At 38.5% G+C, this 14,078-nt stretch carries 14 protein-coding genes; 1 reads left to right on the forward strand and 13 read right to left on the reverse strand.

Annotated features, from left to right (window positions below; all coding sequences use genetic code 11):
• Positions 1-36 precede the first annotated feature (36 nt).
• A complete protein-coding gene (locus AC1D0Y_RS14125; RefSeq protein ID WP_060747447.1) occupies positions 37-594 on the reverse strand; it encodes a YdhK family protein in 558 nt (185 codons plus the stop codon).
• A 228-nt stretch (positions 595-822) separates the two neighbouring features.
• Here AC1D0Y_RS14125 and AC1D0Y_RS14130 point away from each other — a divergent pair, with 228 nt between their 5' ends.
• Positions 823-1,251 (forward strand): hypothetical protein, encoded by a 429-nt coding sequence (locus AC1D0Y_RS14130; RefSeq protein ID WP_060747448.1) that lies wholly within the window; start codon positions 823-825, stop codon positions 1,249-1,251.
• A 138-nt stretch (positions 1,252-1,389) separates the two neighbouring features.
• Here the strand turns inward: AC1D0Y_RS14130 and AC1D0Y_RS14135 are convergent, their stop codons facing one another.
• The 12 genes from AC1D0Y_RS14135 to AC1D0Y_RS14190 form a co-directional block, all read right to left on the reverse strand.
• Positions 1,390-3,807 (reverse strand): heavy metal translocating P-type ATPase, encoded by a 2,418-nt coding sequence (locus AC1D0Y_RS14135; protein WP_060747449.1) that lies wholly within the window; start codon positions 3,805-3,807, stop codon positions 1,390-1,392.
• An 85-nt stretch (positions 3,808-3,892) separates the two neighbouring features.
• Complete coding sequence (copZ, locus tag AC1D0Y_RS14140) at positions 3,893-4,099, reverse strand: copper chaperone CopZ (protein WP_013082796.1); 207 nt, start codon at positions 4,097-4,099, stop codon at positions 3,893-3,895.
• Positions 4,100-4,113: 14 nt separating this feature from the next.
• Positions 4,114-4,446: a metal-sensitive transcriptional regulator gene (locus AC1D0Y_RS14145; RefSeq protein WP_013056612.1), complete on the reverse strand. Its 333-nt coding sequence runs from the start codon at positions 4,444-4,446 to the stop codon at positions 4,114-4,116.
• 113 nt (positions 4,447-4,559) lie between these two features.
• Positions 4,560-5,240, reverse strand: a complete 681-nt coding sequence (locus AC1D0Y_RS14150) for a response regulator transcription factor (RefSeq protein ID WP_477707707.1) — start codon at positions 5,238-5,240, stop codon at positions 4,560-4,562.
• 1 nt (position 5,241) lies between these two features.
• Positions 5,242-6,618, reverse strand: coding sequence for a sensor histidine kinase (locus AC1D0Y_RS14155; protein WP_477707708.1), 1,377 nt, complete (start codon positions 6,616-6,618; stop codon positions 5,242-5,244).
• 377 nt (positions 6,619-6,995) lie between these two features.
• Entirely contained in the window at positions 6,996-7,415 is a 420-nt protein-coding gene (locus AC1D0Y_RS14160) for a universal stress protein (protein WP_060747452.1), read from the reverse strand.
• A gap of 226 nt (positions 7,416-7,641) precedes the next feature.
• The gene (locus AC1D0Y_RS14165) at positions 7,642-7,839 is read right to left on the reverse strand and encodes an IDEAL domain-containing protein (RefSeq protein WP_013056608.1); all 198 of its coding nucleotides are present in this window, start codon (positions 7,837-7,839) and stop codon (positions 7,642-7,644) included.
• Positions 7,840-7,958: 119 nt separating this feature from the next.
• Positions 7,959-8,117: a hypothetical protein gene (locus AC1D0Y_RS14170; RefSeq protein WP_176526438.1), complete on the reverse strand. Its 159-nt coding sequence runs from the start codon at positions 8,115-8,117 to the stop codon at positions 7,959-7,961.
• A gap of 142 nt (positions 8,118-8,259) precedes the next feature.
• On the reverse strand, positions 8,260-9,756 hold the full coding sequence (locus tag AC1D0Y_RS14175) for a CoA transferase (protein ID WP_477707709.1): 1,497 nt from the start codon (positions 9,754-9,756) through the stop codon (positions 8,260-8,262).
• Between the two features lie 243 nt (positions 9,757-9,999).
• A complete protein-coding gene (locus AC1D0Y_RS14180) occupies positions 10,000-10,245 on the reverse strand; it encodes a DUF2164 domain-containing protein (protein ID WP_013082790.1) in 246 nt (81 codons plus the stop codon).
• A 117-nt stretch (positions 10,246-10,362) separates the two neighbouring features.
• Positions 10,363-11,727, reverse strand: coding sequence for a glycoside-pentoside-hexuronide (GPH):cation symporter (locus AC1D0Y_RS14185; protein ID WP_477707710.1), 1,365 nt, complete (start codon positions 11,725-11,727; stop codon positions 10,363-10,365).
• 95 nt (positions 11,728-11,822) lie between these two features.
• Entirely contained in the window at positions 11,823-13,772 is a 1,950-nt protein-coding gene (locus tag AC1D0Y_RS14190; protein WP_477707711.1) for a beta-galactosidase, read from the reverse strand.
• Positions 13,773-14,078 lie beyond the last annotated feature (306 nt).

Here is a 14,078-nt window from a genome sequence, read left to right on the forward strand (position 1 = left end):
AATACTTTTGTACCAGCCTCTTTTTTCGCTAATAGTCTATTTGGCTGAAAGTTCACTTTCGGTTACCCACTTGTGATTTTTTACTTTCTCTCCGCCTGTAGTCGGTGCGTAGTCTACCATGTATACCGTTGTTTTTTCGGCTGAATCAATCGTTGCTTTTGCCCCTTTCATACCTTTCATATGATCTGCTTCAAGCGTTACTTCGCTGCCTGCCTTTAACTGCTCGTTACCCGCATCTTTTATTTCTTCTTGAATAACCCACTTATGGTTTTTCACTTTTTTTCCACCAGTCTTTGGGGTATACGAAACGGTATAGGCCGTAGTGTCGTAAGCACCAACAATCGTTGCTTCAGCCCCGTTCATGCCTTTCATATGATCTGCTTTTATAACGGTTTTATCTCCGACTTTATATGTTGGATTCTCTGCTTTTTTTAATCCTTTTGGAACCTCTCCTGAACTAGAGTGATTCATCTCTGAGTGATCGTGCATAGATTCGTTTTTGTCAGCTGAAGGCTTTTCATGACTAGAATCGTTTCCGCATCCGCTTAGTCCAATAATGACAGATGCACCAAGAATAAATAGCTGTTTTTTCATAACAGTCCCTCTTTTCCACATAATAAACTTTAAAATAAAAATCATTTAATCATTAGAAACAACTTACCTTTGCCTACTCTTCTTCTTTTCTTTATTGTAGCTAGAATTTGTGCAGATTTTGTGAAGATGAAGATAATTGGGCACGAATAATTCCTGTTCCTAAAAAAGGCCCTCGTATGAATCACTTACCACAAGGAAAAAGTATAAAAATAAAAGGAGGAAAGAAACATGCTAAAAATACGCTTTGCTCTGTCCTCACTCTTACTTGCGTTTAGCTTGGTGATGGGAGCCCCTTTTGCTTCCGCATACTCCACTCTCTCATCTAGCGTACAAAAAATAGAAGTAACGTCCATTAAAATGAAAACGCTCAAAACATTTATCGATGAACAAGATATGAATGCATTCACCAACAGTATAAAAAAGGCTCAGCATATGAAACTTCTCTTAGATGAAGAATCTGCTGGGAGCATCGATTGCAAAATGACCATTACCTATGAAGATGGTTCTAGCCGTCATTATTTCATTTGGATTATGGATGATGGACGTGATGTGTTAATTGCTCAGCAAAAGCATCCAGAAGACCTTCATCTTAAAGGGTATGAATTGAATAAAAAAAATTCCTTGCACCTAACAAAGCTGCTAAAGAATATTCTTTAGCAGCTTTGTTTTTAGATCACTTTTACCGAGAATGACTCGTTGACTCTAATATTTTTTAGTTTATATTGCCCACATAGCATATACTGCTATGACTGCGAGCACGTACAAAATTGCTGAGACGATCCACTTTTTCATATATTATAGCCTCACTCTCTGCAATCGCAGTGCATTTAATACAACCGACACAGAACTAAAGGCCATCGCGGCTCCAGCGACCCAAGGGGCTAACAGCCCAACTGCTGCAATTGGAATACCAAGCGTGTTATAGCCCATTGCCCAGAATAAGTTTTGCTTAATATTAGAAATTGTTTTTCTACTCATTTCAATCGCATCTGCAATGCTCATCAAGTCTCCTCGCATCAGCGTAATATCAGCGGCTTCCATCGCTACATCCGTTCCTGTTCCGATGGCCATTCCAATATCAGCTAACGCAAGTGCAGGAGCATCATTAATACCGTCTCCTACCATGGCGACTTTTTTACCTTGCTGCTGAAGCTTTTTCACTTCTTCTGCTTTGCCTTCTGGCAACACTTCTGCTATAACGTGCTCAATACCCGCTTGCATCGCAATAGCCTGAGCTGTTTGACGATTATCACCTGTAATCATCATCACTTCTAAGCCCATTTCTTTTAACCTGGAAACTGCTTCTTTAGAAGTCGCTTTGATGGTATCTGCAACAGCAAGCATACCGGCATATTTTCCGTCAAGAGCAACGAGCATAGCCGTTTTTCCTTCTCGTTCTAAATTTGTCATTTCTTCTAAGGCTGTATCAATATTTACTTTATGTTGGTTCATAAGCTTTCTTGTTCCCACTAACAGCTCTCGCTTTTGTACAGTTGCTTTTACTCCATACCCTGGAATAGCTTCAAAAGATAACGGATCTTGAACCTCTATACCTTTATTTTTTATACCTGCTACGAGTGCTTGAGCGAGAGGGTGCTCCGACAAACGCTCAGCCGATGCAACTAACTGTAATAGCTCATTTTCTTCATAGCCTTGTGCAATACGTACATCGGTTAACTCGGGGGTTCCATTTGTCACAGTTCCCGTTTTATCTAAAAGAATCGTATCGATTTTATGCGTTGCTTCTAAATGCTCTCCGCCTTTAAACAAAATACCATATTCTGCTGCGCGGCCTGACCCCGCCATAATGGAAGTTGGAGTAGCTAAGCCTAACGCGCATGGACATGCAATCACTAGTACGGCGATAAGCTTTTCTAAAGCCGGTGCAAATTCGCCAGGCGCAATCCAAATATACCAAACAAAGAAAGTAAGAAGTGCAATTCCGACTACAATTGGCACGAATATACCTGAGATATAATCAGCTAGTCGCTGAATAGGCGCTTTAGAACCCTGCGCTTCTTCTACTACTTTAATAATTTGCGCAAGCGCCGTCTCCCTGCCAACGTTTGTAGCTTTTATTTTCAAAAAACCGTTTTTATTGAGTGTGGCTCCAATTACTTTATCTCCAATGTTTTTATCTACCGGTACGCTTTCACCTGTCAGCATGGACTCATCTAAGGCCGATTGTCCTTCAATAATCTCTCCGTCTACAGGCACTTTTTCACCAGGCTTAATAAAAACAACTTCGCCTTTTTGGACTTCTTCCACTGGAATTTCAACTTCTGCTCCGTCTCTTATGACAACGGCCGTTTTAGCCTGTAAGCCCATCATCTTTTTAATTGCCTCTGAAGAACGGCCTTTGGCATTTGCTTCAAATAATTTCCCTAAAAGAATCAGCGTAATCAATATAGCACTCGTTTCATAGTAAAGCTGATTCGTATGAGCAGATGACCCAAGTGATTTAAGAGAAGAGTATAGACTATAGAAATAAGCTGCGCTTGTACCTAGTGCTACTAAAACATCCATGTTGGCGCTTTTGTTACGCAGAGCTTTAAATGCGCCTACATAAAATTGCTTCCCTACCACGAATTGAACAGGCGTAGCTAAAGCGAGCTGAACCCATGGATTCATTAGCATATGAGGTAAAGGAATAAACGACGTAAACGTAAAATGGCTAACCATTGCCCACAATAAAGGTACGCTTAAAATAAATGCAAACCAGAACTTTCCTTTTTGTTTACTCAGTTCTTTTTCTCTGTAGCTTTGCTCTTCTTCTTTTTCTTCCGACTTTAGCTTTGCTCCGTATCCAAGCTTTTCAACTCGCTGCGTTATATCTTGCGGAGCTATTTGAGAAGGGCTGTATTCAACAGAAGCCGTTTCTAAAGCAAGGTTAACACTTGCCTTTGTCACGCCTTCTAATTTGTTTAACCCTTTTTCAATACGAGTCGAACAAGCAGCGCACGTCATGCCCGTAATAGCAAATTCGGCTTTTTCACTTACAACTCCGTACCCAAGCTTTTCGATTTTTTCTTCAAAGGCCTGTGGACTTGTTTTAGACGGATCAAACATGATGGTAGATCTTTCTAAAGCCAAATTCACATTTGCTTCTTTTACACCTTCTATTTTTTTTAATCCTTTTTCAATTCGGTTAGAACACGCTGCACATGTCATACCTGTAATTTGCAAGGTGGCTTCTTTTTGTTTGTCACTCATCACGTTTCGCCTCCTGTTATATACCTATAAGGGGTATATATATTTCTTAAATCAAGCGTGCGAAGGTATTCGCACGCGATGATGTTTATGCTACGTCATAACCTTGGTCATCAATAGCCTCTTTAATATCTTCAACCGTTACTTGACTTGGATCAAATGCAACTGTTACTTTTGCATCTTCTAAGCTTACTTCTACGCTTTTAACGCCATTAAGTTCGCCTACGCCGCCTTCAACAGCTTTGACGCAATGACCGCAAGACATTCCTTGTACTGATAATGTTACGTTTTCCATTTCTAGCATCTCCTTTATTTCATTAATCGTTTAATGGTTGTTAATAATTCATCTACTACTTCTTCATCACCATCTTGCACACGTTCTACAATGCAATGCTTCAAGTGACCTTCAAGCAAAATTTTACTTACACTATTTAAAGCAGACTGCGCAGCTGCGATTTGAGTAATCACGTCGTCACAATACGTATCTTTTTCAATTAATCCTTTAATTCCTCGAATTTGTCCTTCAATTCGATTTAATCGGCTCGTTAGATTTTTTTTCACTTCTGGAGAATGGTGACTTTTTCTTTCACTATTTATCGTACAACATTTTTCTTCACTGTTCATGTGATTCGCTTCGACCATCTAACATCCTCCCTTCATGACTCCATCATACTATACCCCCCTACCCTATGTAAAGGGAAAAGGTCGCTTACTTTATCTTTCCACCAATTTCGATAGCTATGCTCATATCATTTTCAACTAACATCAACCCACTTATAGCCTATTCCCCATACGGTTTGCAAGTATTCGTCTACAGGAAAACCCGCTTTTCTAAGCTTATCCCGAACATTTCGTACATGGGAGTCAATAGTACGATCTCCAACCTCAGCCTCATATCCCCACACTAACACAAGCAAGTCGTCCCGGCTGAACACACGATTTAAATGCTGAAGAAGTAACCCCACCAATTCAAACTCTTTAGGCGTTACTTGAATCTGCTGATCTTTATATTGTAATACGTGATTTTCCTTGCTCCATACTAACCCTTTGTAGGTGATTTCATGTTTTTCCTTTAACGAACGTCTAAGAACCGCACCGATGCGTGCAACCAATTCTTCTTCGCTAAACGGTTTGGTAATATAGTCGTCTGCCCCTATATTTAATCCTTTTACTACATCTAACGTTTGGCTGCGAGCTGTGAGCATAATGACCGGTAGATCAGACATTTTTCTTACTTTTTGACAAATCTCCCACCCATCTTCGCTTGGCATCATAATATCTAATAACATCAAATCTGCTTTGTTACCTTCATAAAGATAGCGCAGCGCTTCTGTGCCTTTTTCAAATTTTATACATGTAAATCCGTTTGGCAGCAGATAAAGTTCTAGTAAATCCAGCATCCTTGCTTCATCATCTACTAATAAAATAGTTGCCATCCTATCCATCCTTTCTTAATACGATCTCTACAGTCGTTCCTTTTACCGTCTCGCTTGTGATTGTTATTTCTCCTCCATGAGCTTCTACAATCTCCTTTACAATTGATAAGCCTAATCCGTAGCCTCCGCTTTTTCTCGAGCGGGATTTTTCCACTCGATACAGCTTGTCAAATACGTAAGGCAGATCTTTTTCTGGAATGCCTATTCCTTGATCTTTAATAGTTATTGTCAATGATTCAGCTGATTTTTTTACACTTAAATCAATTTTAGTCTCTTCTTTTGAATAGTTCATTGCGTTATCAAGTAAATTGATAATCACTTGCTGAAATCTTTCAGGATCTAGTGAAACGTAAAGGTCTTGAGGGCAGCTTATGTCCAGCTCCATCTCTTTTTCTTTTAAAGCTAAATGAAAATGTGCGCATATGGTGTGCAAATACGTAGCCAGTTCTACTTTTTGTTTTTGAATAAAAAATGTGTGCTGATCCAGCTGCGCCAGCTGAAACAAATCTTTGACTAACTGTGAAATTCTTTCCGCTTCTTCTTCCACAATGGCAAGATATTTATCACGTTCTTGCGGTGTATTAGAAGGTCTTCTCGCTACGTCCGCATAGCCCTTTAAATACATCAAAGGAGTTTGAAGTTCATGTGAAATGCTGCTTAAAAATTCATTTCTCTCTTTTCGTAACCGCTGCAGCTCATTTGCTAGCGACTGAATGGACATTCCTAATTGTCCAAGTTCATCTCTTGAATGAGCACCAAGCTTTACAGACAAATCCCCTTGACTCAGCTTCTCTGTTGCTTTTTTCATCTTGATTAAAGGAGCGGTTATAAATTTAGACAGAGCAAAAATAGTCACAATCGAAAATAAAATGGAAACAGCTCCTGCTACGTAAAAATGATGCTGCAGTCTCGCAATCATTTCGTGAATATCATTTGTGTTTTTGAACATATAAACCGTCCCAAACTGCTGACGGCCTTTTTTAATAGGTGATGCTGTGGCGATATAAGGTTTGCTTTTCCAGTCGCCTTGCATAATTTCACCTTTGTATGTAAGAGACTTTCCTTTCCATTTCTCTACTGCTTTTCTTGCACCTTGAATTAAAGGCCTAGACGAACTGATAATTTTTCCTGTTTTATCTGTTATGACAACATCAGTTTCTGCTTCAGATTCCATCAGTGCAACATGGTTAAGCGTAGCCGAATCATGATGCTTCTCTAATACTTCCCGGTGGCTGTTTCCTCTTAAACGCAAACTTTCTAATTCCTCCGAAATTCGTGTGTTGGCAAGACCGCTATATAAGTAAAAAAAGAGAGCCGCTTCAATTAGTAAAATGAACATTAAAAATAAGAGTCCGAGCTTAATAGAAATTCGATTCATTTATTCACATCCTTTGCTTTCATTATAAAAGTAATAATTGAAGAAACTATGCAGAATAAAGCATACATGATTAAATAACCATTATTCTCTGACAGTTTACCACAGGTATCTGACAGCTTAGCGTATAAAATACGTTTATCATAATGTAAATTTCGAACTCACTAAGCACGCAGCACTACATAATCCAAAAACAAAAAAAGATGGAGACATAACAAAATCCCTCCAATCCACAGCTAGAAGCACCTATATACAGGAAACCTGCGTTCACTATATCAATAAAATCAACAAAAAATCCGAACGAGTTGGATTCTCCATCAAGAATCTCGATTCATCGTTCGGATTTTCCTTCAACTAAAATACTTTTTCCCAGCCTCTTTTTATTTAACAATGATAACAGGACATTCTGCAGATTGAGCAACTTCGTGACTTACACTTCCTAAAAATGTCTCTTTCACAAAGCCCTTTCCTCGACTTCCTATTACAATGACGTCTTGTTGATTGTCATGTGCGTATTCGATAATTTTCTTTGAAGCAGTGCCCTCTAAACCGTATGCCTCATATGGAATACCTGATTGAGTTAAATGATTGTGAGCTTCAGATAAAATATCGCGGTTTTCTTCTTCTATCAGTGCGTCTAAGTCAACGCTAAAAACAGGCTGCTGCAAGTGAATTCTTTCCTTAATATGTACAATTGTCAGCTTATTAGCATTTACGCTTTTAGCTAGTTTACTTGCATGTTGAAGAGCACGAATAGAAGGTGCCGAACCGTCAAAGGCGACTAAGATTTTGTTATACATATAAAGAACCCTCTCTCTTTTTGTTCTTTCATGATGCGCTGCCATCTAGATGCTGTAGATGATAAAGCAAAAAATAATAAAGTAAGAGACTTCTTGATTTTTGCTTTATCATCCATACTATACTTTTACCGCTTTCAGAAAAAATAAAACATTTATCCGTTTTTTTCCATATAAAAAGCCTTTGCTTCTAGTGAGCAAAGGCTGATTGTTTATGTTAGTAGGTTATTTAACAAACTTCTTTTAACTCTTCAGTTAAACGTAAAAAAGTTTCTTTATCTCTTTTTTCTAAAGACTGATCAATTTGCAGTAAAAGCTGTGCTTTTTTAAAGTCACGAAGAGATTTGTTTAGCACTAGTTGAGCTGCTGTCGCGTCTGATACTTTTACTTCTTCTTGTGTCATTTTGCGGGACGTATAGTTTTCCATTACAAGTCAACTCCTCATCCTTTTCGCTATTATATAAGAAATCATATAATTATTCAAATATTTTTTCTTATTTTTCATTTTAAATGTGCCTCTCAAAATGAGGTTTGGACATACCCAAATCATTTTAATCCAAAGGCGAGCGAATTGGATTGAATTGATTTTTGTTCAAGGCTTCGCTTTCCGCGGGCGGCCGGTGAGTCTCCTCGTCGCTTATACTCCTGAGGGGTCTCACCTGTTCCGCTTTTCCCGCAGGAGTCTTCGCCTTGCCCTCCAATCAACAGCTAGAAGCAACAGAATATACAAAATCCACGTTCACCATCGCCATGAAAAAATCCGAACGAGTTGGATTCTTTATCAAGAATCTCGATTCATCGTTCGGATTTTTTTAAACTAAAATACTTTTGTCTCAGCCCCTTGTTATCACAACCACTCTGGGCGTGAAGAACCTCGAGGAACCAGAACCGTTTTATATTCCCCTGGAGTTTCCGACATTTCGATTTGTTCCGTAAGCCCTTGGTACAATCCTAAAGGTGTTTGGGCTGTAAAGAGATCTGGTGCAATGTACTCGTGCTTCTCTGACGAACCAGCTGTTTGATAAGCGTACGCTTTGTCATAGATGCCCATTGATAAAATCCATAAAGATACGCGATCTAATGATACACGCACGCGGTAGCTGCCTCCTTCTTTTGCTCTTCTTTCCAGTGCCATTAAAGCACCGACTTCAAGCAGCCAAGAAACCGCATAATCATTGACCACTACAATAGGAGGCAGCTTAGGATTTTCTGGCGATCCTTCTAACGCCATGACTCCCGTTACGCTTCCCGCTGTTTGGTCAAATCCATTTCTTTTTGCCCACTCTCCTTCCGTTCCATGCAGGTTGACCGTGCAGTGGATGATTCCTGGTTTTAGTTCGGCACACTCTTCAGCTGTTAGACCGTATCTCTCTAGAAATCCGTATCGACGGTTCGCAAAAAAGATATCGGCTTCTTTTAGCAGTTCAACCATTTTTTCTTTTCCTTCTTTTTCACCAATATCTAGCGTTGAAGAGCGCATACCGACATTAGACGTAGCGTAAATCGTATCATGCTCCCAATCCGTTGGCTTCCAAATATTTAACACGTCCGCACCGTGTAAAGCGAGCGCTCTACCAAATCCTGCTCCTGCAATAACATGACCAAGGCCTAATGCTCGAACACCATCTAGCGGCGTTTTAGGATTCTTTGAAAAAGGAATCGGCTCACTTTCTCCAATCTTTTCAATTTCAATTAAAGGAAGTTGCGCTACTTCTTCATACACTAGTTCTTTCATAAACTCTTCAATTGTCCGCACAACAGGCATGATAACTCCTCGCTCCGCTGCAGCTTTTTCTAATTCTTCTGCATTCCAACCGCGAATTGCTTTTGCCACTGCATCAGGGTCTTCTATACAATTTAACAGCTTTAGCGTTTCATGCTTAGAGCGTGGATATGGATTCAGCGGCATCACCCATTTGTCATCTTTTGTTTGATAAAAGCGAAAGCCTAATGGGTTATATGGATCATTTGCTTTATTTGGTGCGTACCCATTAAGCTTTTCCCATTTTTTATCGTAAAAAGGTGATAATCTTCGGATAGCTTTTCGTAAATCCATATGAATATCTTGACCTTTTCCTCCGCGTATTTTCCAAATTTTTGAGACAGCTACTGACTTAGCAACTAGTGCAATAGCTGCTGCTGAGGCAAGGCGCAGCGTACTAGGAACAATCGGATCTTCTCCGTAAAATGTAATGCTTCCTCCGCTGTCTTTTGCTGATAAGCCAACTCCTTGAAGCACATTTTCCAGCTCTTGATAGATATCAAAATCACTATTATCTGTTAAACGATTTTCATTTGCTTTCACAATAGATTTTGTTAGCTGATCTTTCGTAATGTTGCTCACGTATAGTCCCTTCTTTCCTCATATAATTACCTCATTATGTCCCTGCTTGCTGAAGTTATGCCCTCATCGAGTTAAATCAAAACACTCCAAATGTAACCTTTACGTTAACGTTAATATTATCTTAAAACGAATGTATCATATATCACTTGGTGGAACAAATAATTTGTTTCATAGACAAAAAAAAGCGCTTTATGTTTTTGTACATAAAGCGCTTTTTTCCTACTTCATATTTTCTTTTTCGAACTATTTTTCAATCGGTTTTTTTAATGCATGTAAATTTTCTTCTGCAGAAAGCATGACTTGGTTCATAATATCTTCTGCATCTTTAATTGCTTGGTTATAAAAGTGAGGACCGATATGTTCTTTAATAAACTCTAATACATTTTCTGCTGCAAATTCACTGATTTCTTCATCTCGTTCGTTATAAAAAAACGTTTGAATTTCATTCAGCATTTTATCTTTATCTTCTTTTGAAAAATTAATAAACATAAACAAAACTCCTCTTTACATTGATATCTGTCTACCTGACATCATAGCAAGAGGAGCTGAGAAAATGCAGTCTTTTTTTCTTGTTGTTTTTGTGTACAATGTTTATGCTAAATTTAATTAGCTAGATACTTTCATAGCCGGTTTTTCTTTTATGCGGCCTGATCGCTTTTTCATATCCTGTAAAATTTCTAAATATCTCTTTTCCGTCAACTCATATTTTACGAGTGGGATAAGTGATAACAAGCAAAGGATGCCCGGAATGATCGTAAAGATTAAAGCTATCCAAATGAGCGTGCTGTGTGACTGAATTTGATTTGGCATGTACCCTACCGCTGAAAGGATGTACCCTCCTACTGCTCCACCCAGTGCTGAAGCAACCTTTGTTTTGAAAATATTCGTAGAAAACACCATTCCTTCCGCTCGGTTCCCCGTTTTCCACTCGCCGTATTCTACACAGTCAGCGAGCATAGATGTTTGAGCAATGTTGCTAACTCCACCGCCGAAAGAAGCTAAAAAGCTTAAAATCATTACCGGCATAACGTGAAAACCGGTTACAAACATTGTAAGAGTGGCTACAGCATTTAGGGCAATTCCTCCTATTGCTGCGCGTTTCTTTCCAAATTTATTTGAAATGAAAGGAGACGCGATCGCTCCTACAATTTGTGCTGTGAAAAATAAGGTTAAATAAAGAGACGCGATATTCTCTGCATTTAAATTGTATTTAAAATAGTAAATAGAAAACGTAGTTCGAATTGTTAAAATCGTTTCAACTAAAAGCATCGAGAAAATTAGATAACGCAACGGTTTATTTTGAATAAATAAGTTCCAAACTGCTTTTGGCGTCTGCTTTTCCTGTCTTTTTACGGTATAGTTTTCTTTTACTCCTGAAAATGTAATAATCATTGTAATCATTAAGATACACGCATAAATAAGACTCAGCATAAACCAGTTTCCAAAATAATGAGCTAGTGGAAGAGTTAATAAACTAGCAAATAAAGACCCTACTGCTGCAATGGTTCTAGGAAACGCCACTACTTTATTTCGTTCTTTTACATCTTGTGTAATCGTTGCTGAAAGCGACCAATAGGGAATATCCATAATAGCAAAGCTTGTTCCCCATGCGATATAGGTGATATAAGCGTAAATTAATTTTCCTGTATGAGAAAGATCAGGACTAATAAAACACGCGACTGTAGCAACAGCTGCAAAAAATCCGCCTATTAAAAGATAAGGCCTAAACTTACCAAATCTCGTTTCTGTATTATCAACAATCATTCCGATAATAACGTCTGCAATCCCATCCCATATCCTAGCAATAAGAAATAAAGTTCCTACAGCTGCGGCATTTAATCCTACGCTGTCCGTATAAAAAATCATTAAATATGTACTTGTTAATGCATAAATAATATTGTTTCCAAAGCTTCCCATTCCGTATGATAGTACGGTTTTCAGAGAAACTTTTGACTGTACCCCCATGCTCATATAACCTAACTCCCTTCTCCTATAAAACGCTTTCATATCATATTATGAGTGACTAGAATCTCATTGCTTTATGAGATTCTAGTCTCCTGTTGCTACTACATGTTTTCTACAACTCGACTTTCGTAAGGCTGCAGAACAATATCTTTAAATACTTTTAGTTCTGGCGTATGGTTCATAAGGAAGTAATAACTTTTCTCTCCAAGCTTGCGAGGATATACTTCAATCCCCTCTTCACTTTCCGTATGCTCAATCTGCTGCTGTTTTACAATATCAAGCGCAATTTTTTCAAACGTTTGCCCTTCAATTCCACAGCCTACATAATAAACCGTCCCGCGACCAAACTGATTTTTTGTTACAGCGGCTTGATTATAGAATGGATCATCATACTCATACAGCACTTCAGCTGTTACAGGTGTGACAATGTCTCTCCACACGGACGCACTTGACTGTTCTCCTTCATACGGTCCTACCCCTTTAATGGCTGCTTTTTGAGTAGAAGACATTGCTTCCACTTCATGAATTTCGATGCCTGTTATTTCTTTTACATATCCAGGCAGCGTCTGTTTAAAGTGAATATTATTTTGTTTGTCTTTAATGCCGGTTCTAAACGTAAAAACGATGACGCCTCCGTTTTCAGTAAATTCAGTAAATCTCTTACCTAGTTCTTCATCAATTATTTGCAAAGCTGGAACAACCAGTACTTTATAGCTTGAAAAGTCTCTCGCAGCAGGAATAACATCAATAGGTGTATTCAACTTATAAAACGGTGTATATCCTCGAAGCAGCTCTTGCGTAAAGTCAAATCCTTCACTTTGCTGCTGAAAGCGCCATGACCATATATTTTCATAGTCATACAAAACGGCAACGTCGGATTTAATATCAGACTCAAGTACATGTTCATAATGAACGATTTCACTAAATAACGACTGAACTTCTTTGTAGCGTCTTCCATAGTGATTATCGTGACCTACAACTCCATAGCAGTACTGCTCGGCTCCTCTTGTCATTCCGCGCCAACGGAAATACAGCATATTCGTACATCCATGAGCAAAAGCCTGATAAGACCACATCTTTGCCTGGTTAGGTCGCGGAAGATAACCGATGACATCATGACCTTGAGCGCCCATTAATTCCTCTACAATCCAGAAGTTTTTATGTAGCAAACCTCTATTAAAATCATGCCCTAGTGCAATATGAGCCGGGGTAATTGGCTCTGTTTGACCGCCCCATACCGGATAATTGTCATAAGATACAAAGTCCATTACTTCTAGATTTTCTTCATGATCAAACCATTTATCAAAGAAGCCTCCTGATACGTTCGTTGTCAACAGCTGGTGATCACCTTTATATTTCTTTACAATCGCTGTTTGTTCGTGAGCGTATCTGTTTAACGAAAAAGAGCGAAAGCGCGCCCAGTCAAGCTTTAACGAAGGGCTGTGGGTCGTAATTGTTTTTACAGGCATAGGCACTTCAGTAAACTCGTTATATGTTTGTCCCCAGAAAATAGTGCCATACTTCTCATTTAACTCATTGATGTCTTTGTATTTTCTTTCTAAAAACTGCTGAAACTCTTTATGACATTGTTCGCAGTAACACATGTCACTGCCTTCATGGCCAAATTCATTGTCAACTTGCCATGCTACGATTGCGTCTTCTGAGCTGTATTGTTTTACTAATTGTTCTGTAATCTGAGCGCTATACTTCCGATAAAGAGGCGAATTAAAACAATATTGACGTCTTCCTCCAAAGGCTCTGACCGCCCCGTTCTCATCTTTTGATAAAATAGAAGGATGCTGTTTCGCAAGCCAAGCCGGAAAAGTGGCAGTAGGCGTACCAAACATAACATCAATATTTTGTTTTTTAAGCTTATTGATAACGCTATCAAAAAAGGAAAAGTCATATTCACCTTCTTTAGGCTCCATTAGATGCCAAGCAAACTCTCCTATTCTCACCATGTTTGATCCTAGCTCTTTAATGCCTTGGATATCTTCTTCTATCATATTCTCTGGCCAATGTTCAGGGTAATAATCGACACCGATGTACATTTTTCTCTACTCCTATCTATTTCTTTATTTCATTAAATGAACGATTTGCTGCTACTTATTAAGGTCTACTCGGAAACGGTGATCAAAAGCAAAAAAATCACATTTATTTTCTTCATAAATAAATCTCTATTCAACTTTCAAGATACATACTCCCTAATCTTTTAAAACGCTTACAAGTTTATTTTATGAACTTTATTCAAAATATTCAATGGTAAAAATTTAGAGAAAAACATCCTTTTTTTGCTCTTTATTAAAAGAAAGAATAAAACGTTTACAAAGACAAATGTTTTTATAATTCTTTTATAT

The organism is Priestia sp. P1_B12_1, assembly GCF_056406695.1.